Below are 21387 nucleotides of genomic sequence, written 5' to 3'. Positions count from 1 at the left end.
GTCTGGTTACGCTGCAGCCGGATCGAAATGTCGTCGACGGCACGCAGCATCAGCGGCTCGCCGGCAAGAAACCCGCCGCCGATCCTGAATGTGACCTCGACATGCCTGCCTTCGAGCACGACAGGGGCATTGGCGGGCGGCGGCGCCTTGCTTCCCGTCGGCTCGGCCGCCAGCAGCATCTTGGTATAGGCGTGCTGCGGGTTGGCGAAGATGGCTCCCGCCTCGCCCTCCTCGACCACCTCGCCCTGGCGCATGACATAGACCCTGTCGGCGAAGCGCCGGACAATGCCTAGATCGTGGGTGATGAAGACGATGGCCATGCCGAGCTTGCGCTGCAATTCGGCGAGCAGCATCAGAATCTGCGCCTGTATTGTCACGTCGAGCGCGGTGGTCGGCTCGTCGGCGATCAGGATGTCGGGATCGTTGGCCAGCGCCATGGCGATCATCACGCGCTGGCGCTGGCCGCCGGACATCTCATGCGGGTAGGATTTCATCCGCCGCTCTGGATCGGGAATGTGCACCAGCCGCAAGAGCTTGAGCGCCTCTTCGCGCGCCTCGGCGGCATTCAGGCCACGATGCCTGCGGATCGGCTCGATCAGCTGATTGCCGATCGAATAGAGCGGATCGAGCGAGGTCATCGGCTCCTGGAAGATCATGCTGATCTTGGCGCCGCGCACCTTGTTCAGGTCGGATTTGCTCAGCGTCAGCAAGTTGCGGCCGCGATAGTCGACGCTGCCCGTGGCCTCGCCGTTCGAGGCGAGCAGGTTCATCGCCGCCATCATGGTCTGGCTCTTGCCGGAGCCGGACTCGCCGACGACGGCGACGGTCTCGCCGGCATTGACGTGGATGTTGATGCCCTTCACCGCTTCGACCGCGCCGTCGAGCGTGCGGAAGCGGACACGCAGGTCCTTGACGCTGAGGATCCGTTCGGGCGTGGCCATGTCAGCGGTCCCCATCTTATCGATCTCTCGGGTCAAGCGCGTCACGCAGGCCGTCGCCGACGAAATTCAGCGCAAACAGCGTCGAGACGAGGAAAAAGGCGGGGAACAGAAGCAGCCAGTTGGCGGTGCCGATGTTCTTGGCGCCGACCGAAATCAGCACGCCCCAGCTGGTCATTGGCTCCTGGACGCCGAGGCCGAGGAACGACAGAAAACTCTCCAGGATGATGACCTGCGGCACCAGCAAGGTCATGTAGATGACAACCGGGCCGAGCAGATTGGGGATTACGTGGCGCAGCAGGATGCCGCGCTGGCCGACGCCCATCGCTTCCGCCGCCTGGACATATTCCTGACGGCGGATCGACAGCGCCTGGCCGCGCACGATGCGCGCCATGTCGAGCCACAGCACCGCGCCAACCGCCAGGAACATCAGCACGAAGTTGCGGCCGAAGAACACCACCAGCATGATGACGAAGAAGATGAACGGCAAGGAATAGAGCACATCGACGATGCGCATCATCACCTCGTCGATCCTGCCGCCGGAGAAACCCGCGGCGGCGCCATAGATCACCCCGATCACCACCGCCACGACGCCGGCGAGCAGGCCGATGGCCAGTGAAATGCGACCGGCCATCAGCGTGCGCGAGAGCAGATCGCGGCCGGTGTTGTCGGTGCCGAACACAAAATATTGCTGCTTGACCGACGCACTCATCGTCACTTCCAGACCGTCGGGCGACTTGCTCTCGATCTTGGTGTCGTCGAAGGCGTCGGAGCGGTCGAGGTAGCGGATGTTGCGATCATCGATCGGCTTGGTCGACTTGACCGTGACGAAGACGTGATTGCCCTCCTGGTGCCATTCCTTGATATCGACCCGCATGCGCTTGATCGCGTCATTGAGCGCGGACTCGATCATGTCGGGCTTCGGATAGGCTGTCAGGCTTGGCGGCATGCGCACATAGTCAGCATATATGGTCGTGTACTGATGTGGCACGAACCAGGGGCCAAACACGCTGAGGAGCCCGATCAAGGCAAGGTAGTAGAGGCTGAACATGGCGGCGCGGTTGGCCTTGAGGCGCGCCCACGCATCGCCCCACAGTGAACGGCCGACGACAGCGGGAGCGGTGGCTGCGATGTCAGTCATAGCGCACCCTCGGGTCGACGACCGCATACATGACGTCGACGATCAGGTTGAAGACGATGGTGAAGATGGCGATCACCACCACCGTCCCCATCACCAGCGTGTAGTCGCGGTTGAGCGCCGCATCGACGAAATAGCGGCCGACGCCGGGAATGGAGAAGATCGTCTCGACGATGACGGAGCCGGTCAAAAGGGCGGCCGCCGCCGGGCCGGTGAACGAAACGATCGGCAGGATCGCGCCGCGCAAGGCGTGCTTGACCACCACCGACCAGTCGGAAAGGCCGAGGGCGCGGGCGGTGCGGATGTGGTGGGAGCGCAGTGATTCGATCATCGAGCCGCGCATCAGGCGGGCGACGATGGCGATCTGCGGTAAGGCAAGCGTCAGCACCGGGCCGACCTTGTTGATGAAGGCGCCGTCGCCCCAGCCGCCGATCGGCAGGAGCTTCCAGGTCAACCCGAAGAGAAGCTGGATCACCGGGGCGATGACGAAGGTCGGGATGGTACTGCCGGCGGTCGCCAGCGCAATCACCGTATAGTCGCCAAGCTTGTTCTGGTTGAGCGCGGCAATGGTGCCGAGCACGGAACCGAGCAGCAGCGCCAGGATCAGCGCCGAAGCGCCGAGTTGCACCGAAATGGGCAGGCCCTTGGCGAACAGTTCGGTGACGGTGAAATCCGGCATGTTGTAGCTCGGGCCGAAATTGCCGCGCAGCAGATTGCCGAGATAGTGAACATATTGCAGCCAGAGCGGATCGTTGAGGCCGAACTGGGCTTCAAGGTTGGCCTTGATCTCGGGACTCAGCCCCCGCTCCTGGTTGAATGGCCCGCCTGGCGCGACGCGCATCAGGAAGAACGCCATCGTCACGATGACGAACAGCGTCGGGATGGCGGTCAAAAGCCGCCGGAATACGTATCGCAGCATCGGTGCCCCGCTTGATCCGGAACACGCGTGTCCAATTGGACCATTGTGCTCCAGCCTTCAAATCTTCGCACCGGATTTTCCGAAAATCGATTGCGCTTCCCGGCCGATGCGATGGCAAACCAGCACCGCCGCGCACTTCAGTGCGCGGCGGCTTGGCCAGGGATCAATCCTTGCTGACGAAACGCGACGGATGGATATCCATCACATTGTCGACGAAGCCATGCAGCTTCGAGGACACGATGTCGTGGTAGCTGTAGTAGAGCAGCGGGATCTGGCCGACGTCGTCGACGAGAATGCGCTCCGCCTCGGAGAGCTCCTTCATGCGCTCCTCGGGCTTGCCGCCGGCGGCGGCAGCCTTGTCCATGGCCGCTTCATAGGCCGGGCTGTTGTAGTTCGAGTAGTTGTTGCCGCTCGCCTTGCGCGAGATGCCGAGGAAGGTTTCCGGATCCTTGTAGTCGGCGATCCAGGCGGCACGAGCGACGTCATAGTCACCCTTCTGCTCGAGGAAGGAGTAGTGGGTCTTGGTGTCGGTGTTGAGCAGCGTGACGTCGACGCCAAGCGGCTTCAGCTGTTCCTGGATGGCGACCGCGGTGTTCTTGTGGTTCTCCGAGGTGTTGTAGCGGATTTCCATCTTCAGCGGATGTTCGGGCGTGTAGCCGAGTTTCTCGAGGATTTTCTTGGCCGCGTCCTCGCGGTCTATCTGCGGCATGTCGGCATACTTGGCCATTGCGGGCGTGTAGCCCTCGATGCCGGGAGGCACCATGGAATAGCCGGGCAGCATCGAGTTCTGCCAGACCTTTTCAGCGATGAAGTCGCGGTCGATCGCCATCGAGATGGCGGTGCGCAGTTCAGGATTGTTCCACGGCGCTTTGTCAGTCTTGATCGCATAATAGTAGGTGCCGAGATACGGGCCGACATGGATCTGGTCGCCGAACTTGGTCTTGAGGTCAGCGAGCTGTTCGGTCGGCAGATCGTCATAGCTGTCGAGTTCGCCTGCCTCGAAGCGCTTCATCGCCGATGAGCGGTCTTCGGTCGGGATGTAGTTGACCACGTCGAACTTGACGGTCGCGGCGTCCCAGAATTTGGGATTCTTAACCAGCTTCATGTGGTCGTTGGGAACCCATTCGGCCAGCGTATAGGCGCCGTTCGAGACGAGCTTGCCAGGCTTGATCCAGTCGGCGCCAAGCTTTTCAATCGAGGCCTTGCTGACCGGATAGGTCGCCTGGTGGGTCAGCATCTCCAGGAAGTAAGGCGTCGGCGCCTTGAGCGTCACCTCCAGGGTGTTGGCGTCGATCGCCTTGACGCCCATGTCCTCGGGCTTGCCTTTCTTGGTGTTGACGTCCTCGGCGCCCTTCACCGGATACAGCATCGAGGCGTATTCGGCGCCGGTCGCCGGATCTTCCAGCCGATGGAAGGCGTAGACGAAGTCGTCCGCCGTCACCGGGCTCCCGTCCGACCACATGCCGTCCTTGCGCAGCTTGAAGGTGTAGACGGTGCCGTCATCCGATACCGTCCAGCTTTCGGCGGCGCCCGGAATGAGGTTCGCCTTCTGGTCCTGCATGACCAGACCCTGGAACAGGTCACGCAGCACATTGGCTTCATAGACCGTCGAGGTCTTGTGCGGGTCGACGGACTCCGATTCGGCGGCTGTGCCCCTGTTATAGACGCTCTCGGCGAACGCCGGTGAGTAGAATGCGCCGGCGGCTACCGCCATAGTGGTGGCGAATACCGTCGCCTTCAGCATGTTTTTCAGCATGAAGTTCTCCCTGTCGGCGCTGCCGTGGGCGCGCCTTTGAGTGTTGACGCCCCGGAACCGATGCCTGGTTCCTTTGAGCGCGCCGCCGGTTCCCCCCGGCAGCTGGTGGCAGGAGACTAGACAGGAGGTAAGCTCTTTTCAACCGAGTACTGATTGACCCTAAGTCAATCTCAGATTCGAAGAAGCAACAGCTAAATTAGAACGGCATTTTCAATCGCGCGCACCCTCAGGTTGCACCCAGAGTTTTCGCTTTCTGCATGCGAACTTTGGCATGCTGGTATCATGGTTCAGAACCTCATTTCCAGGCTCCGAAAACGCGCCTTCCGGACAGAAAATTCGGGAACGTCGGCGGTCGAGTTCGCCCTGTTGGCGCCGATTTTCATCCTTCTCCTGCTCGGAATGGTTGCGTACGGTATCTATTTTGGTGCTGCGAACTCGATCCAGCAGATCGCGGCGGATGCCGCCCGGACGGCTATAGCCGGGCTTAACCAGACGGAGCGGCAGACGCTCGTTGCCGCCTTCCTCGCCAACAATGCCGGCGGTTACCCATTCGTGGACGCCAGCAAACTGACCTACCAGGCCAATGACAGCGTGGCCGACGGCAGCCAGTTCGTGGTCTCGATCTCGTACGATGCACGCAACCTGCCGATCTGGAATCTCTTCCCGGGCATAGCCATGCCAGGGACCACCATCAATCGTCAGTCAACGATCAGGGTTGGGGGTATTTGAATGCCGCAGCGTGCAGGCAAGGGTATCGGCCGGCTTGCACGGTCTATGATGGGGGACAGGAAAGCGAACTTCGCCGTCATGACAGCGCTGAGCGCGCCGGTCGCGCTGGCGTTGGCAGCGGTCGCCATCGACGAGGCCTCCATCTACACCGAACGCCGGCAGGCCCAGGCGATGGTCGATCTGGCGGCGATCACCGCAGCCTCGAACATCAACAATGTCAACACGGCTGTCGTCACCACCCTCACCGACAACGGCATGCCAGGTATCGTCGTTCAAGCCTCGGGCCAGACCATTGCCCCGGCCGTCGGCAAGACGGTGGTGACGGTCACGCAAGGCCGATATGCCTCGACGACCACCAACGTCACCCAGCGCTTCCAGCCGGGCGTGACCCCCTATAATGCGGTGCGTGTCACGCTGGCGAAAATCCCCGCCCGCTATTTCGCGAGTTCGCTGATCCCCACTCCGGTCATCGGCACCCAGGCCACGGCCAGCATGACGCCGCAGGCGACATTCTCGGTGGGGTCGAGACTGCTTAGCGTCAATGGCGGCATCCTCAATGCCTTGCTGAGCGGGCTCCTCGGCGGCAACATCTCACTCAGTGTCATGGATTATAACGGGCTGATCTCGGCCGATGTCAGCGTGTTGTCCTTCATCAGCGCGCTCGCCACACAGCTGAACATCACTGCCGGCACCTATTCGGACGTGCTGGCCTCGAAAGCGACCGTCGGCCAGATCGCCACCGCCATGGCCAATGTCCCTGGCCTCGGCAACACGGCCAAGGTCGCCCTGCAGACCATCGCCTCCAAGTCGACCAGCACGGTCAAGATCCCGCTCTCCAGCCTTGTCGATCTCGGCTCCGTCGGCAGCCTTGGGCTCGGGCAACAGCCGTCCGGCCTCGGCGTCGATGCAAGCGCCATGGGGATGCTGACCGCTGCCGCTGTACTTGCCAACGGCACCAACCAGGCCGCGATCGATCTCGGCGCCACCATACCGGGGCTGCTCTCGACCAAGCTCAACATCGCCATCGGGGAGCCCGCGCAATCCTCGCCCTGGCTCGCGGTCGACGGCATCGGGAAGGTTGTGCGGACCGCCCAGACGCGCATCAAACTGAGGGCGTCAGTCGGTATAGGCACGCCCGGCATCGGTGGCGGCGTCAATCTGGTAGCCGTCAATCTGCCGCTCAATGTCGAAGTCGCCTATGCCGAGGCCAAGCTGACCGACATCACCTGTCCGACAGGGCCTTCCAGCATCAGCGTCTCCATCGCCGCGCACCCGGGTGTTGCCCAGTTGAACCTGGCCAACAGCAACAATCCCTCCGGCTTCGCCGATTTCAGCCAGCCACAGACCTTCACCGATGCGGACATCGCCGATGTGAAGCTGCTGTTGTTACCGCTGATCCAGGTGATGGGTTCGGCCGCGACCGCCATCACCAACAACAACCCGCAGACCTTGACGTTCAATGCGACCGATATCGCCAACAAAGCGGTCAAGACCGTTTCAACACGCAACATCTCGCAGTCGCTCACCACGTCGCTGGTCAACAATCTGTCGCTCTCGGTCAATGTGCTTGGTCTTGGCATCGATCTGACCGCCCTGCTTGCAACGGTCAAGCCGGCGGTGGTGACCCTGCTCAACACCGTAACGGCGCCCGTCGACGACTTGCTCTACAACGTGCTGTCGGCCTTGGGTGTCGGCGTCGGCCAGGCCGACGTGCGCGTCACCGGGGCGACCTGCGGTCGGGCGGTGCTCGTTCAGTAAGGCTTTCCTGGCCAAGCGGGTCGCCTGGCCAAGGCGCGGTCGAACGGCCAGTCAGTCGAGCCGGCCAAGGAAGCAACCGAGAGCCGGCAGCGAAAGCGCTTCCTCCTCGCCGGCAGCGGCGCCAGCAAGGACAGCAGCGACAGCGCCAATATCCGGTGGCAAGGCCCAATTCGCCGGCTCTCCAGCGAAATTGAAAACGCAGAGCAGTCTCTGCCTACCGCCTTCGCGGATGAAGGCCAGCACGTCGCCTTCGGCGTCGAGAAAGCGGATCGAACCGCTGACCAGCGCCGGATGCCGCCTGCGCAAGGCGAGCGTCGAACGGTAGGCGGACAGCACCGATTGCGCGCTGCCGTTCTGCACATCGGCGGCGCGGGCGCGATGGCCGGCGGGGACTGGCAGCCAGGGCTTGCCCGTCGAAAAACCCGCATTGTCGGCGCCGGCTTCCCAAACCATCGGCGTACGGCAGCCATCCCTGCCCTTAACACCCGGCCAGAAACGGATGCCGACGGGATCGCGCAGATCCTCATAAGCCAGCTCCGCCTCCTCCAGACCGAGTTCCTCACCCTGATAGAGGCAGATCGAACCGCGCAGGCATGCAAGCAGCATGATGGAGAATCTGGCCACCGCGTCGGCATCGCCATCCGGCCTTGTCCACCGGCTGACATGGCGCACCACGTCATGGTTGGAGAACGCCCAGCAGACCCAGCCGTCGGCAACCGCATGCTCGAAGGCCTCGACACAGCCGCGCACATGCGCCGCCGAAAATTGCGGACCGAGCAGGTCGAAGGTGTAGCACATCTGCAGCTTGTCGCCGCCCGAGGTGTAGGCGGCCAGCGTCTGCAGCGAGCGGCCCTCATCACCGATTTCGCCGACGGCGGCGCGGTCTGGATATTCATCGAGCAGCGCCCGGAAACGCCTGAGGAAGGCCAGGTTCTCCGGCTGCGTCTTGTCGAACAAATGCTCCTGGTAAAGGTAAGTGTTGGTCTCGCCATTGGTGCCGGCGACGCTCGACGCCAGGGGCGGATTGCTGCGCAGCCAACGGTCATGGACATAATAGTTGACCGTATCGAGGCGGAAACCGTCGACGCCACGATCGAGCCAGAAGCGCACCGTGTCCAGCAGCGCGTCCTGGACGTCCGGATTGTGGAAATTCAGATCGGGCTGCGAGGCGAGGAAATTATGCATGTAGTATTGCCGACGGGTCGAATCCCACTCCCAGGCCGGGCCGCCGAAGACGGACAGCCAGTTGTTGGGGGCATTGCCGTCGGGTTTCGTATCGGCCCAGACGTACCAGTCGGCCTTGGGATTGTCGCGGCTGGCGCGGCTCTCGATGAACCATTCGTGCTTGTCGGATGAGTGAGACAGCACCTGGTCGATGACGACCTTCAGGCCGAGCCGGTGCGCTTCGGCGACAAGAGCATCGAAATCCTCCAGCGAACCGAACATCGGATCGACGTCGCGATAGTCCGACACGTCATAGCCCATATCGGCCATCGGCGACTTGAAGAAGGGCGAGAGCCAGACAGCATCGACGCCGAGCGAGGCGATGTGGGCAAGCCGCGCGGTGATACCCTTGAGATCGCCGCTGCCGTCGCCGGTCGTATCCTGGAAGGAGCGCGGATAGACCTGGTAGATGACGCAGCCGCGCCACCATGCGTTCGCCTGGCCCGTATTGTCATCGACCATCACGAACCCTTCCTGGCGCGACCCTTGGCGGTCCGGCGCGAGCCAGTCGTTTTCGCATCGGATTGCCCGAGAGCCGGCTGCGACTTTTCGGTCCGGTGCTCTGCCATGAAACGGACGCTGCGGCCCGGCAGCGGCCGCGCAAGGTCGATCGCCTGCGTCTCGATCGCCGGCTGCCATCGGAAGCCTTCCCGCACGGGCAAGGTGAAGACGCATTGACGACGATCGCCATTGATCATGACGGCAAGGCGGTCGCCGCCTGCATCACCCAATATCATGACGAGGCGATGCCGCGCGGGGTCGTTCCAGTCCGTCTCGGCGAGCGGCATGCCGGTCTCGCTCAACCAGGCGACGTCGGGAACGCCTGAGGCATCGGCCGATTGTCCAGTCAGGAAATCTATGTCCGAAAGAGCGGGGACGGTGCGGCGAAGCATGCCGAGCGCCGATGCGTAGCGCTCCAGCGCCTGGTCGCGGCCGGCCCAGTCGAGCCAGGTGACGGCGTTGTCCTGCGCATAGGCATTGTTGTTGCCCTTCTGGCTGCGGCCGAACTCGTCGCCCGCTGTCAGCATGATGGTGCCGCGCGAGGCAAACAGCGTGGCGAGCAGCGCGCACTGGTCGTCGAAGCGCGCTTTGACGATCGCCGCACTCTCCGTCTCGCCCTCGGCGCCATTGTTCCAGGACAAATTGTCGTTGTGGCCGTCGCGGTTCTGCTCGCCATTGTCCTGGTTGTGCTTGCGCTCATAGGCGACGAGATCGGCCAGCGTCATGCCGTCATGGGCGGCGATGAAATTGACCGTGCGGCTGGCCGGCTGGCCGGCCCTGCCGAAAACATCGGACGAACCGGCAAGCCGGGTCGCCAGCGTTCCTGCCGCGCCGGCATCACCGCGCCAGAAGCGCCGGGCATCGTCGCGATAGCGATCGTTCCATTCGAGGAAGCGCGGTGGGAAGTTGCCGAGCTGGTAGCCGTCAGGACCGATATCCCAGGGTTCGGCGACCAACACGCGATCGGCCAGCATGGGATCGCCGGCGATCGCCGCGAGCAAGGGCGCCGCGGGATCGAACACGCCGTCGACGCGGCCCAGCACGGGCGCCAGATCGAAGCGGAAGCCGTCGACGCCGGCATTGCAGACAAAATGCCGGAGCGTGTCGAGCACCATGTCCCGCACCGCCGGATGATCGCAGGCGACGGTGTTGCCGGTGCCGGTGTCATTGACCAGCCTGCCATCCGGCTGGTGCCGATAATAGGTCTGGTTGTCGAGGCCGCGCAGCGACAGCGTCGGCCCCAGCCGGTCGCTTTCGCCCGTGTGGTTGAAGACGAGATCGAGGATTGTGGCGATGCCGGCCTTCCGCAGCGCCGCCACGGTGTCGCGCAATTCCCTGAGGCCGCCGGGCGCAAGACGCGGGTCGAGCGCCATGAAGGTGACGGGATTGTAGCCCCAGGCATTTCTCAGGCCCAGCGGCGACAGGTGCCGCTCGTCGATCGACGCCGTCACCGGCATCAGTTCGACGGCCGACACGCCGAGCCTTTGCAGATGTTCGATGATGACAGGATGAGCAAGCGCCGCGATCGTGCCGCGCTGCGCTGGCGCAATGTCCGGGTGCAGCTTGGTGAAGGCGCGCACAGGCACCTCGTAGATCAGGCCGCCGGGTCGAAACAGCGGCGGCAACACAGGCACCGCTTCGGGCAAGGCTTTCGCCAGGGTCTTGGGCATCAGCGGCGCGGTGTCTGCACCCTCATTGCGCCGCGCGGCGAGCCGCCAGTGATAGGCGTATGGCCGGTCGATTTCGACGGCGTAGGGATCGGTAAGCAGCTTGTCGGGGTCGAACCACAACCCGCGCTCGGGCGCATAGTCGCCGTCGGCGCGAAAGCCATATCGCGTCCCCGAGGCGGGGCCGGGAACAAAGACCGCATGCACCCCCTCGCCTTCCGGCTGCAACTCCAACCGGTCGAGTTCGCGGTTTCCCTGCTCGTCGAAGATCGACACCCAGAGGCGGCGTGCCGACGAGGACCAGGCTGCGAAGCGGATGCCGTCGCGGGTGACGGTGGCGCCAAGTTGGGTCATGAGAGCGCCTTCCCTTCTCCCCTTGTGGGAGAAGGTGGAACTGCGCGCGGTGCCGAAACGGATGAGGGGTGCTGGAAGGGATGAGGCGCCGGTGGCCTGGACGTTGGTTTGCGCCAAGCTGGAGCACCCCTCATGCGACCGAGCTTCGCTCGGCCACCTTCTCCCACGAGGGGAGAAGGAAAAGCCCTCACCGCCACTCTCAAGTAATCACGCTCGGCTTGTTGCGGCCGGTGTGGCTCTTGATCCCGGCGATGTCGTCTGCTGCAGCGATGAGGTCGGCAAGGGCTGCCTGCGTGTCGAGATCGTGCCTCGCCTTGTCCGGCTCGTAGCGCTCGATATAGACGCGCAGCGTCGCGCCGGACGTGCCAGTGCCGGAAAGCCGGAAGGCGACGCGCGAACCGCCTTCGAACAGGATCCTGATGCCCTGATGCTTGCTGGTCGAACCGTCGACCGGGTCGTGATAGGCGAAATCGTCGGCCTTGGCGATCTTCAGGCCGCGCACGCTGGTGCCGGGCAACGAACCTAGCTTGGCTCTGAGTTCATCCACCAGAGCGTTGGCGCGGTCGCTCTCGACCTCCTCATAGTCGTGGCGGGAATAGTAGTTGCGCCCGTAGGCCGCCCAGTGCTCTGTGACGACCTGCTTGCAGCTTTCGCCCCGCGCGGCGAGGATGTTGAGCCAGAGCAGCACCGCCCACAGGCCGTCCTTTTCGCGCACGTGATTGGAGCCGGTGCCGGCGCTCTCCTCGCCGCAGATTGTCGCCATGCCGGCATCGAGCAGATTGCCGAAAAACTTCCAGCCGGTCGGCGTCTCGTACATATCGATGCCGAGTTTTTCGGCGACGCGGTCGGCGGCGCCACTGGTCGGCATCGAACGGGCGATGCCCTTCAGCCCGTCCTTGTAGCCGGGTGCCAGACGGGCATTGGCGGCAAGCATCGCCACCGAATCCGACGGGGTGACGAAGATGCCCTTGCCGATGATCAGATTGCGGTCGCCGTCACCGTCGGAAGCGGCACCGAAATCCGGCGCGTCCGGCCCCATCATCTCGTCATAGAGATGCTTGGCGTGCACCAGGTTCGGATCCGGATGATGGCCACCGAAATCCGGCAGCGGCTTGAAGTTTCGGCACGTGCCGCTGGCCGCGCCGAGCCGGTTCTCGAGGATTTCCTTGGCATAGGGTCCGGTCACCGCATGCATGGCGTCGAAGCGCATGCGGAAGCCCGATTTGAACAGTCTGCGCAGCGCGTCGAAATCGAACAGGCTTTCCATCAGTTCGGCATAATCGGCGACCGGATCGATGACCTCGACCGTCATGCCGGCGGCCTTGACGGTGCCGATCGTGTCGATGTCGATCGGATCGATGTCTGATGTCTTGAAGCTCGAAATCGCCTTGGTCTTGGCGAAGATCGCGTCGGTCAGCTTTTCCGGCGCCGGGCCGCCATTGCCGGCATTGTACTTGATGCCGAAATCCTCATGCGGGCCGCCGGGATTGTGGCTGGCCGACAGGATGATGCCGCCGAAGGTCTTGTATTTGCGGATGACATGCGAGGCGGCCGGTGTCGACAATATGCCGCCCTGCCCGACCATCACCTTGCCGAAGCCGTTGGCGGCCGCCATGGCGATGGCCTTCTGGATGACCTCGCGGTTGTAGAAGCGGCCGTCGCCGCCGATCACCAGCGTCTTGCCCTGGAAGCCGTCAAGGGCGTCGAAGATCGACTGGATGAAATTCTCGGCATAGTGCTCCTGCTGAAACACGGGCACCTTCTTGCGCAGGCCCGACGTGCCGGGCTTCTGGTCTGAATAGGGCTTGGTGGGGACGGTCCGTATCATGCTTCAGGCAACCCTTTTCGAAAGCAGCAGGCGATAGAGTTCAAGATATTTTTCCGCGCTCTTGTCCCATGACACATCGGCCTTCATGCCCTGGCGCTGAATGGTCTCGAAGGCCGCGGGATCGGCGAAGGCATCGGCCAGGCGGCGTATGGCGTGCAGCATCGCACTGCCATTGTTGGGAGCGAACTCGAACCCTGTCGCCACGCCGGCCGCCATCGCCGCTTCGTTGGCGTCGATGATTGTGTCGGCAAGGCCGCCGGTGCGGGCGACCACCGGCACGCAACCGTAGCGCAGGCCGTAGAGCTGAGTCAGTCCGCAAGGTTCGAAGCGCGACGGGATGATGATGGCGTCGCAGCCGCCCTGCATGGTGTGCGACAGCCCTTCGTCATAACCGATGACCACGCCGATGCGGCCACGGTGGCGTGCGGCGGCGGCAAGCAGCGCGCCTTCGAGGCCCGCGTCACCCGAGCCCAATATGGCCAGCCTTGTCCCGGTTGCGACGATGCCGTCGATCACCGTGGCCAATATGTCCATGCCCTTCTGCCAGGTCAGCCGGCTGATGACGCAGACGATCGGGCTGTCGCCACGGTCGAGGCCGAAGCGCTCCACCACGGCCGCCCTGTTCGGGGCCCGTGCCTTGAGCGTTGTGGCCGTATAGTTCGACACCAGGTGCTTGTCCGTCTGCGGATCCCAGATGGCGGTGTCGATGCCGTTGACGATGCCGTAGAGATCGCTGGAGCGCATGTTGATCAGTCCGTCGAGACCCATGCCGAATTCCGGCGAACGTATCTCCTGCGCATAGGTCGGGCTCACCGTGGTGATCGCCCAGGCCGCCTGCAGGCCGGCCTTGAGGAAGCCGACGCCACCATAATATTCGACGCCGTCAAGCGCCATCGCGACCGCCGGTAGGCCTAGTTCACCGAAGATGCCGGCGCCGAACTGTCCCTGGAAGGCGAGATTGTGGACGGTCATCATCGACGGCGTGCCGACCGCCTTGCCGTAGCGCATATAGGCCAGCGTCATCGCCGATTGCCAGTCATGGGCATGGACGATGTCGGGCAGGTAGCCCGAGATGGCGCCGCCGGCGATATCGGCGCCGGCTTGGCTCAGGGCCGCGAAACGCCGCCAATTGTCCGGCCAGTCGGCGCCCGAAGCATTGCCGTAGGGACCGCCGGGACGGTCGAACAGATGCGGCGCGTCGAGCACGAACAGGTCGAGCCCGGCAAGCTCGACGGCGTGGATAGAGGCCTTGCCGCCTTGCAGCAGCGGATATTGGTAGACGGCCCTGCGTTTCTTGAAACCCTCCATCACCGCGGGGAAGCCTGGAATGAGCGTGCGCATGGTCACACCCTTGGCCGCGAGCGCGACGGGCAGCGCACCGGTCACGTCGGCGAGCCCGCCGGTCTTGATCAGCGGGAAGATCTCGGGCGTGACTGACAGAACCTGCATGCGTCTATCCCGATCCTGTCCAATTCTCTGTTTCCAGGCAATTCCCGGACCGAAAAACGTTTCGCACTTTTCGCCGAATTGCTCTAGAGCCCGAGTTTGTTGATCATGTCCTGCGTGATCAGGCAGATGCCCTTTTCCGAAACGCGGAAGCGCTTGGCGTCCAGCGCGGGATCCTCGCCGACGACCAACCCCTCCGGTATCCTTACACCGTGGTCGATAACGACGCGTTTCAACTTTGCGTTCCGGCCGACATGAACGTCGGGCAGCATGACGACTTCGTCGAGTGTCGAATAGGAATTGATGCGCGCGCCGGTGAAGATCAGGCTCTTCTTCAGCGAAGCACCGGACACGATGCAATCGCCCGAGACCAGCGAGGAAACGGCCGAGCCGCGCCGGCCATCCTCGTCATGGACGAATTTTGCCGGCGGCTTCAACTCGGCATAGGTCCAGATCGGCCAGTCACGGTCGTAGAGGTCGAGTTCGGGCGTGATATCGGTCAGGTCGATATTGGCTTCCCAATAGGCGTCGACGGTTCCGACATCGCGCCAGTAGGCCTCGTTCTCCGCGGTCGAACGCACGCAGGATTTGGTGAAACGGTGGGCGATCGCCTTACCGTGCTGGACGATATAGGGGATGATGTCCTTGCCGAAATCGCGGCTTGAGCCCGGCTCGGCGGCGTCGCGGCGCAACTGCTCCATCAGGAACTTGGTCCTGAAGACGTAGATGCCCATCGAGGCCAGGGCGAAGTCCGGATTGCCCGGAATGCCGGGCGGATCGGCCGGCTTTTCGACGAAGGCGATGATATTGTCCTTGGCATCGACATGCATGACGCCGAAGCCGGTGGCCTCCATGCGCGGCACTTCGAGACAGCCGACCGTGACGTCGGCATTGGCGTCGACATGCTGACGCAGCATCATCTCGTAGTCCATCTTGTAGATGTGGTCGCCGGCCAGGATGACCATGTATTCGGGGCCGTAGGCCTCGATGATGTCGATGTTCTGGTAGACGGCGTCGGCCGTACCTTCATACCATTGCGTTTCCGACACGCGCTGGCTGGCCGGCAGGATGTCGAAGCTTTCGTTTCGTTCCGGCCGCAGGAAGTTCCAGCCGCGTTGCAGGTGGCGGATCAGCGAATGCGCCTTGTACTGGGTGGCGACGCCGAGGCGGCGGATGCCGGAGTTGAGCGCATTGGAGAGCGCGAAGTCGATGATGCGCGTCTTGCCGCCGAAATAGACCGCCGGCTTGGCGCGACGGTCGGTCAGTTCCTTGAGGCGGCTGCCACGGCCGCCGGCCAGTACATAGGCCATGGCATCGCGCGCCAGCGGCTGGGTCCGTTTCAAGTCTGCCATTTCTACCCTCCCAATTTACTCAAGTCTCGCCCTGTCAGTCGGCCTCGGCCATGAGTTCGAGCATGATTGTCGACAGCGGCGGCAGAAGCATCGTTGCCGAGATGCTCTTGCCTTCCGCCCTTGCCTCGACCATGCCGCCATTGCCCATGCCGGAGCCGCCATATTCGGATGCGTCGGTGTTGATGATCTCGCGCCACTTGCCGGCCTCCGGCAGCGGCACACGATAATTGTCGCGCGGCACCGGCGTGAAGTTGGAGATGACGGCCACCGGGCTGCCGCCCGGCGCATTGCGTACCCAGGCGAAAACCGAATTCTGGCTGTCATCGACGATCAGCCAGGAAAACCCTTCCGGCTCGCAGTCGCGGGCGTGCAGCGCCGGGCGCGAGCGGTAGAGATAGTTGAGATCGCGCACGGTCTGCCAGACGCCGCGATGCGGGCGGAAATCGAGCAGGTTCCAGTCAAGCGCGCGCGCCTCGCTCCATTCGCGGCGCTGCGCGAATTCCTGTCCCATGAACAGGAGCTTCTTGCCGGGATAGCCCCACATGAAGCCGTAATAGGCGCGCAAGGTCGCGAACTTCTGCCAGTCGTCGCCGGCCATCTTGCCCAGCAGCGTGCCTTTGCCGTGTACGACCTCGTCATGCGAGAGCGGCAACACGAAATTCTCCGAGAAGGCGTAGGTCAGACCGAAGGTCAGGTCGTTGTGGTGGTGCTTGCGGAAAATCGGCTCCTTGGAGAAATACTCCAGCGTGTCATGCATGAAGCCCATGTTCCACTTGAAGCCGAAGCCCAGCCCGCCTTCATGCACCGGCGCCGAGACCTTCGGCCATGAGGTCGATTCCTCGGCGATGGTCATGACGCCGGGATGGTGGCCGTAAACCTCCTTGTTCATCTTCTGCAGGAAGGAGACCGCCTCGAGGTTCTCGCGCCCCCCCTTCTCGTTGGGGATCCACTCGCCGGCCTTGCGCGAATAATCGAGGTAGAGCATCGAGGCGACCGCATCGACGCGCAAACCGTCGACATGATATTTCTCGGCCCAGAACAGCGCATTGTTGACCAGGAACGACACCACCTCGCGACGGCCGAAATTGTAGATCGCGGTGTTCCAGTCGGGGTGAAAACCCTTGCGCGGATCGGCATGTTCGTAGAGCGCGGTGCCGTCGAAATGGGCCAGGCCATGCGCGTCGACCGGGAAATGCGCCGGCACCCAGTCGAGGATGACGCCGACGCCGGCGCGATGCGCGCCATCGACGAAACGGGCAAAGCCGTCCGGATCGCCGAAGCGGGCCGACGGCGCATAGAGGCCGGTCGTCTGATAGCCCCAGGACGGGTCATAGGGATGCTCGGAAATCGGCATGAACTCGATGTGGGTGAAGCCGGTTTCGACCACATAGGGGATCAGCCGGTCGGCCATTTCGTCCCATGACAGGAAGGTGCCATCGTCGTGAAGCTGCCAGGATCCGGCGTGGACTTCGTAGATCGAGACGGCTTCGCGCCGAGGATCGGCATTGCCCCAGTAGTTGCGATGTGCCTCGTCGCCCCACTCATGCGCCGGCGGCACGGCGACAACCGAAGCCGTAGCGGGACGCAGTTCGGATTTGAACGCAAACGGATCGGCCTTCAGCGGCAGCCTGACGCCATCGGGTCCAATGATCTCGTATTTGTAAGGTCGCCCGGCACCGATGTCGGGGATGAACACCTCCCATATGCCGGTGTCGCGGCGATCGCGCATCGTGTGGCGGCGGCCATCCCAGTCGTTGAAATCGCCGACCACCGAGACGCGCCTTGCGTTGGGAGCCCAGACGGCGAAATGCACGCCGGTGGCGCCTTCGTGCTCGATGACGTGCGCGCCAAGCTTGTCGAACAGCCTGAGATGCGACCCTTCGGCGATATAGTAGTCGTCCATCGGCCCAAGCACCGGGCCGAATGAATAAGGATCGGTCAGCCACCAGTCACCGCCGGCATTACGCGCGTGATAGCGCAGCGGCTGCCGCTTCCTGATCTGCAGCCTGCCTTCGAAGAAGCCGGCATCGTCTCGCCTGGACAACGCACCGGCCTCTATGCCCGTCAGCGTATAGGCAGTGACGGTCTCGGCATGCGGAACGAAGCAACGGGCAAACAGGCTTTTGCCGACCTCATGGACACCGAGGACCGCGAACGGATCTCCGTGCGTGCCGGCGACAATCGCCGCAACATCGCTGGCTGGCGCCAGTCCGTCCGGCCCGCTTGTCGCAGCGGTCACGCGCGGCTTCCTCATCAGGCAGTGTCCCTCCCAGGGCACCAGGTGTCTATTTTTCTGGTGATGTGCGTCGGCATTGAACCCACGTCACCGGGACCACATTTGTTCGTGGCCTCATGCAATCACATCAGGCAGGCACGTTCCAGATTTCTTTCGCGTATTGGCGGATGGTGCGATCGGACGAGAACCAGCCGACGCGCGCGACATTGCGGATTGCTCTGGCATACCAGTCCGGGCTGTTGCGCCAGACAGCGTCGACATCACGCTGCGCGGCGGCGTAGGCGTCGAAATCGGCGGCGACCATGAACCAGTCGCTGGTATAGAGGCCGTTGATGAGCTCGCGGTAACGGTCCGGGTCATCAGGCGAAAAGACGCCCGAGGAAACGGCCGCGACCGCCTGCGACAGTTCGGGGGACCCCTCGATCACGGCGCGCGGGTTGTAGCCATTGTTGCGGCGTTCGGCGACCTCGGCCGTGGTCAGCCCGAAGATGAAGATGTTGTGGTCGCCGACGCATTCCTTGATCTCGACATTGGCGCCGTCGAGCGTGCCGATGGTCAGCGCGCCGTTGAGCGCGAACTTCATGTTGCCGGTTCCCGACGCTTCCATGCCGGCGGTCGAAATCTGCTCGGACAGGTCGGCCGCAGGCATCATGACTTCGGCCAGGCTGACATTGTAGTTCGGCACGAACACCACCTTCAGCAAGCCGCGCACCGCCGGATCGCGGTTGATGACCCTGGCGACGTCATTGGCGAGTTTGATGATCAGCTTGGCGTTGTGGTAGCTGGGCGCCGCCTTGCCGCCGAAGAATTTTACGCGCGGCATCCAGTCGCGCTCGGGATGCGAGCGGATCTGATCGTAGAGCGCGATCGCCTCGAGGATGTTCAGAAGCTGGCGCTTGTATTCGTGGATGCGCTTGACCTGGATGTCGAACAGCGCCGACGGGTCGACCTTGATGCCGAGCCGGTCGGCGACGAGATTGGCCAGCCGCGCCTTGTTCTGGCGCTTGACGCCCGCGAACTTCTCCCGGAACGCGCTGTCATCGGCAAAGCCGTCGAGCCCTTTGATGGCGTCGATGTCGTCGAGAAAACGGTCACCGATCGCCTCGCGGGCGAGCGAGGTCAGGCCGGGGTTGCACTGGATCAGCCAGCGCCGTGGCGTGATGCCGTTGGTCTTGTTGTTGATGCGATCGGGATAGAGCTTGTGCAGGTCGGCGAACACCGTTTCCTTCATGAGCTCGGTATGCAGCGCCGACACACCGTTGATCGAGTGCGAGCCGACAAAGGCCAGATTGCCCATCCGCACGCGGCGGTCGCCATTTTCCTGGATCAGCGAAATGCGGCTGATCTGCTCGCCCGAGAACTGGCCGGTGGCGCGTGCCTCCAGAAGCACCTGCGCGTTGATGGCGTAGACGATCTGCATGTGGCGCGGCAAAAGCCGCTCGAACAGCGGCACCGGCCAGCTTTCCAGCGCTTCGGGAAGAAGCGTGTGGTTGGTGTAGCCGAAGGTGCGTTTGGTGATGTCCCAGGCGAGATCGAAGTCCATGCCGTGGACATCCATCAAGAGCCGCATCAGCTCCGGCACGGCAATCGCCGGGTGGGTGTCGTTCAAGTGGATCGCCGCCTTGTCGGGCAGCGACTTCAGGTCGCCATACTGGGAGAGATGGCGCTGGGCGATGTCCTGCAGCGAGGCGGTCGAAAAGAAATACTCCTGCCGCAGCCTGAGCTCCTGCCCTGCCATGTGGGAATCGGCGGGGTAAAGCACGCGCGACAGCGCGTCCGCCTTGTTGCTTTCGGCGAGCGCGCCAATGTGGTCGCCGGCATTGAACTTGTCGAGCAGGATCGGATCGACCGGCATGCCGGACCACAGCCGCAGCGTGTTGACGCGATTTGCCCGCCAGCCGACGACAGGCGTGTCGTAGGCGACAGCCAGGACATGTTCGGTCGGCTTCCAGACGTGACGCTCAAGCCGGCCGTCCTTTGACGTGATGGACTCCACCGAACCGCCGAAGCCGACTTCGAAGGAGCGTTCGCGCCGTTCGAACTCCCAGGGGTTGCCGTGATCGAGCCAGGTTTCGGGCAGTTCGACCTGCCAGCCGTCGTGGATCTCCTGGCGGAACATGCCGTTGGCGTAGCGGATGCCGTAGCCATGCGCGGGAATGTCGACGGTCGCCATGCTTTCCATGAAGCAGGCGGCAAGCCGACCAAGACCGCCATTGCCCAGCGCCGCGTCGGGTTCCAGCGCCGCGATGAGATCGAGGTCGACGCCGAGCGACGACAGCGCCTCCCGCATATTGGCCATCAGGCCAAGGTTGGAGAAGGCGTCACGCATGAGGCGGCCGATGAGAAACTCCAGCGACAAATAGTATACGCGCTTTTCCTGCTGGTCGTAGGCCTCTTTGGTCGCCTGCATCCAGCGGTCGACGATGCGGTCGCGCACGACCTTGATCGAGGCCGTCAGCCAGTCGTACTGGGTCGCGACGGTGGTGTCCTTGCCGACCCGGTATTTGAGGGCCACCAAGACTTCCCTTGCGAGCGTCTTCGGATCAGGATTTTCGAGCAGTGGCGGAAGGGTTTCGGATGTCATTGCGCGCGTCATGCTGCCTCTCGTGCGGTTGCAACGATCATACCGGCTTTCACCATTCATCCCAGCCCATGTTACCGCATCGCAACATATATTCAATCGATTTAGATGAACGACCTCCAGCTTGGGCTGCGGCAATTTGACAATCAGGCAGCCAGCGCAGCCTCCGGAGGCGCCTTGGCGCCGGTCATGAAGGCGACGGCGTCGGACATCGTATATTGCTTGGGATCGATGACGGCGAGGCGACGGCCGAGGCGGTGAATGTGGACGCGGTCCGCCACCTCGAAGACATGCGGCATGTTGTGCGAGATCAGAACGATCGGCAGGCCGCGCTTCTTGACGTCGAGGATCAGTTCGAGCACACGGCGGCTCTCCTTGACGCCAAGGGCTGCCGTCGGCTCGTCCATGATCACCACGCGGCTGCCGAAGGCAGCGGCGCGCGCCACCGCGACACCCTGGCGCTGGCCGCCCGAGAGCGTCTCCACCGCCTGGCCGATGTTCTGGATGGTCATCAGGCCGAGTTCGGTGAGCTTGTCGCGGGCGCGCTTTTCCATCGCCGGACGGTCGAGCATGCGCAGCCATTGCCCGAGGAAGCCGGGTTTGCGGATCTCGCGGCCAAGGAACATGTTGTCGGCGATCGACAGCGCCGGCGACAGCGCGAGGTTCTGGTAGACGGTCTCGATACCGGCTTCGCGGGCCTCCATCGGCGACTTGAAGGCAACGGTCTTGCCTTCAAGCCGGATTTCGCCTTCGTCGGGCACGACTGCGCCTGAGATCGCCTTGATCAGCGACGACTTGCCGGCGCCGTTGTCGCCGATGACTGCAAGGATTTCGCCGGGATAGAGGTCGAAGTCGGCATTGTCGAGGGCGGTGACGCGGCCATAGCGCTTGACCAGGCCGCGCGCGGTGAGAATGGGGTCCTGGGTCATGCCGAAACCTTTCTGATCCATTGGTCGACCG

The 21387-nt window shown here is 63.2% G+C and carries 14 protein-coding genes; 2 read left to right on the top strand and 12 right to left on the bottom strand.

The window, feature by feature from the left end:
- The 4 genes from C1D09_RS10930 to C1D09_RS10915 form a co-directional block, all read right to left on the bottom strand.
- The coding region (locus C1D09_RS10930; RefSeq protein WP_143974273.1) for an ATP-binding cassette domain-containing protein at positions 1-941 on the bottom strand (941 nt) is incomplete at its 3' end.
- Positions 942-957: 16 nt separating this feature from the next.
- A complete protein-coding gene (locus tag C1D09_RS10925; RefSeq protein ID WP_143974272.1) occupies positions 958-2079 on the bottom strand; it encodes an ABC transporter permease in 1122 nt (373 codons plus the stop codon).
- The gene (locus tag C1D09_RS10920) at positions 2072-2995 is read right to left on the bottom strand and encodes an ABC transporter permease subunit (protein WP_019857069.1); all 924 of its coding nucleotides are present in this window, start codon (positions 2993-2995) and stop codon (positions 2072-2074) included. Before C1D09_RS10920 ends, C1D09_RS10925 begins: the two co-directional genes overlap by 8 nt.
- 163 nt (positions 2996-3158) lie before the next feature.
- Positions 3159-4751, bottom strand: coding sequence for a peptide ABC transporter substrate-binding protein (locus C1D09_RS10915; protein WP_143974271.1), 1593 nt, complete (start codon positions 4749-4751; stop codon positions 3159-3161).
- A gap of 282 nt (positions 4752-5033) precedes the next feature.
- On the opposite strand from C1D09_RS10915, the gene C1D09_RS10910 reads away from it, so the two are divergent.
- Complete coding sequence (locus tag C1D09_RS10910) at positions 5034-5480, top strand: TadE/TadG family type IV pilus assembly protein (protein WP_143974270.1); 447 nt, start codon at positions 5034-5036, stop codon at positions 5478-5480.
- Positions 5481-7238 (top strand): Tad domain-containing protein, encoded by a 1758-nt coding sequence (locus C1D09_RS10905; protein ID WP_143974269.1) that lies wholly within the window; start codon positions 5481-5483, stop codon positions 7236-7238.
- Positions 7239-7289: 51 nt separating this feature from the next.
- On the opposite strand, the gene bglA is transcribed toward C1D09_RS10905, so the two are convergent.
- From bglA to C1D09_RS10865, 8 genes are all read right to left on the bottom strand, one after another.
- A complete protein-coding gene (gene bglA / locus C1D09_RS10900; RefSeq protein ID WP_143974268.1) occupies positions 7290-8924 on the bottom strand; it encodes a beta-galactosidase BglA in 1635 nt (544 codons plus the stop codon).
- Positions 8924-10984 carry a glycogen debranching protein GlgX gene (gene glgX, locus C1D09_RS10895; protein ID WP_143974267.1) on the bottom strand — a complete coding sequence of 687 codons (2061 nt, stop codon included), beginning with the start codon at positions 10982-10984 and terminating at the stop codon, positions 8924-8926. The genes bglA and glgX overlap by 1 nt, the downstream gene beginning before the upstream one ends.
- Before the next feature lie 199 nt (positions 10985-11183).
- Entirely contained in the window at positions 11184-12812 is a 1629-nt protein-coding gene (locus C1D09_RS10890) for an alpha-D-glucose phosphate-specific phosphoglucomutase (protein ID WP_143974266.1), read from the bottom strand.
- A gap of 3 nt (positions 12813-12815) precedes the next feature.
- Positions 12816-14261 (bottom strand): glycogen synthase GlgA, encoded by a 1446-nt coding sequence (glgA, locus tag C1D09_RS10885; RefSeq protein WP_143974265.1) that lies wholly within the window; start codon positions 14259-14261, stop codon positions 12816-12818.
- 83 nt (positions 14262-14344) lie between these two features.
- Positions 14345-15610 (bottom strand): glucose-1-phosphate adenylyltransferase, encoded by a 1266-nt coding sequence (gene glgC / locus C1D09_RS10880; protein WP_143974264.1) that lies wholly within the window; start codon positions 15608-15610, stop codon positions 14345-14347.
- 34 nt (positions 15611-15644) lie between these two features.
- Entirely contained in the window at positions 15645-17864 is a 2220-nt protein-coding gene (gene glgB, locus C1D09_RS10875; protein ID WP_143974263.1) for a 1,4-alpha-glucan branching protein GlgB, read from the bottom strand.
- Positions 17865-17973: 109 nt separating this feature from the next.
- Positions 17974-20442 carry a glycogen/starch/alpha-glucan phosphorylase gene (locus C1D09_RS10870; protein ID WP_143974262.1) on the bottom strand — a complete coding sequence of 823 codons (2469 nt, stop codon included), beginning with the start codon at positions 20440-20442 and terminating at the stop codon, positions 17974-17976.
- Between the two features lie 131 nt (positions 20443-20573).
- Positions 20574-21356, bottom strand: a complete 783-nt coding sequence (locus C1D09_RS10865) for an ATP-binding cassette domain-containing protein (RefSeq protein ID WP_095770950.1) — start codon at positions 21354-21356, stop codon at positions 20574-20576.
- Positions 21357-21387: the final 31 nt, after the last annotated feature.

Origin of the sequence: Mesorhizobium intechi, assembly GCF_002879535.1 — a bacterium.
GTDB classification, from domain to species: domain Bacteria; phylum Pseudomonadota; class Alphaproteobacteria; order Rhizobiales; family Rhizobiaceae; genus Mesorhizobium; species Mesorhizobium intechi.
The sequence above is the reverse complement of the archived record's forward strand: the minus strand, read 5'-3'. Positions and strand labels throughout refer to the sequence as shown.

Coding starts and splice junctions, on each gene's coding strand:
- C1D09_RS10925 (WP_143974272.1), bottom strand. CDS start 2,079: ATGACTGACATCGCAGCCACCGCTCCCGCTGTCGTCGGCCGTTCACTG.
- C1D09_RS10920 (WP_019857069.1), bottom strand. CDS start 2,995: ATGCTGCGATACGTATTCCGGCGGCTTTTGACCGCCATCCCGACGCTG.
- C1D09_RS10915 (WP_143974271.1), bottom strand. CDS start 4,751: ATGCTGAAAAACATGCTGAAGGCGACGGTATTCGCCACCACTATGGCG.
- C1D09_RS10910 (WP_143974270.1), top strand. CDS start 5,034: ATGGTTCAGAACCTCATTTCCAGGCTCCGAAAACGCGCCTTCCGGACA.
- C1D09_RS10905 (WP_143974269.1), top strand. CDS start 5,481: ATGCCGCAGCGTGCAGGCAAGGGTATCGGCCGGCTTGCACGGTCTATG.
- bglA (WP_143974268.1), bottom strand. CDS start 8,924: ATGGTCGATGACAATACGGGCCAGGCGAACGCATGGTGGCGCGGCTGC.
- glgX (WP_143974267.1), bottom strand. CDS start 10,984: ATGACCCAACTTGGCGCCACCGTCACCCGCGACGGCATCCGCTTCGCA.
- C1D09_RS10890 (WP_143974266.1), bottom strand. CDS start 12,812: ATGATACGGACCGTCCCCACCAAGCCCTATTCAGACCAGAAGCCCGGC.
- glgA (WP_143974265.1), bottom strand. CDS start 14,261: ATGCAGGTTCTGTCAGTCACGCCCGAGATCTTCCCGCTGATCAAGACC.
- glgC (WP_143974264.1), bottom strand. CDS start 15,610: ATGGCAGACTTGAAACGGACCCAGCCGCTGGCGCGCGATGCCATGGCC.
- glgB (WP_143974263.1), bottom strand. CDS start 17,864: ATGAGGAAGCCGCGCGTGACCGCTGCGACAAGCGGGCCGGACGGACTG.
- C1D09_RS10870 (WP_143974262.1), bottom strand. CDS start 20,442: ATGACGCGCGCAATGACATCCGAAACCCTTCCGCCACTGCTCGAAAAT.
- C1D09_RS10865 (WP_095770950.1), bottom strand. CDS start 21,356: ATGACCCAGGACCCCATTCTCACCGCGCGCGGCCTGGTCAAGCGCTAT.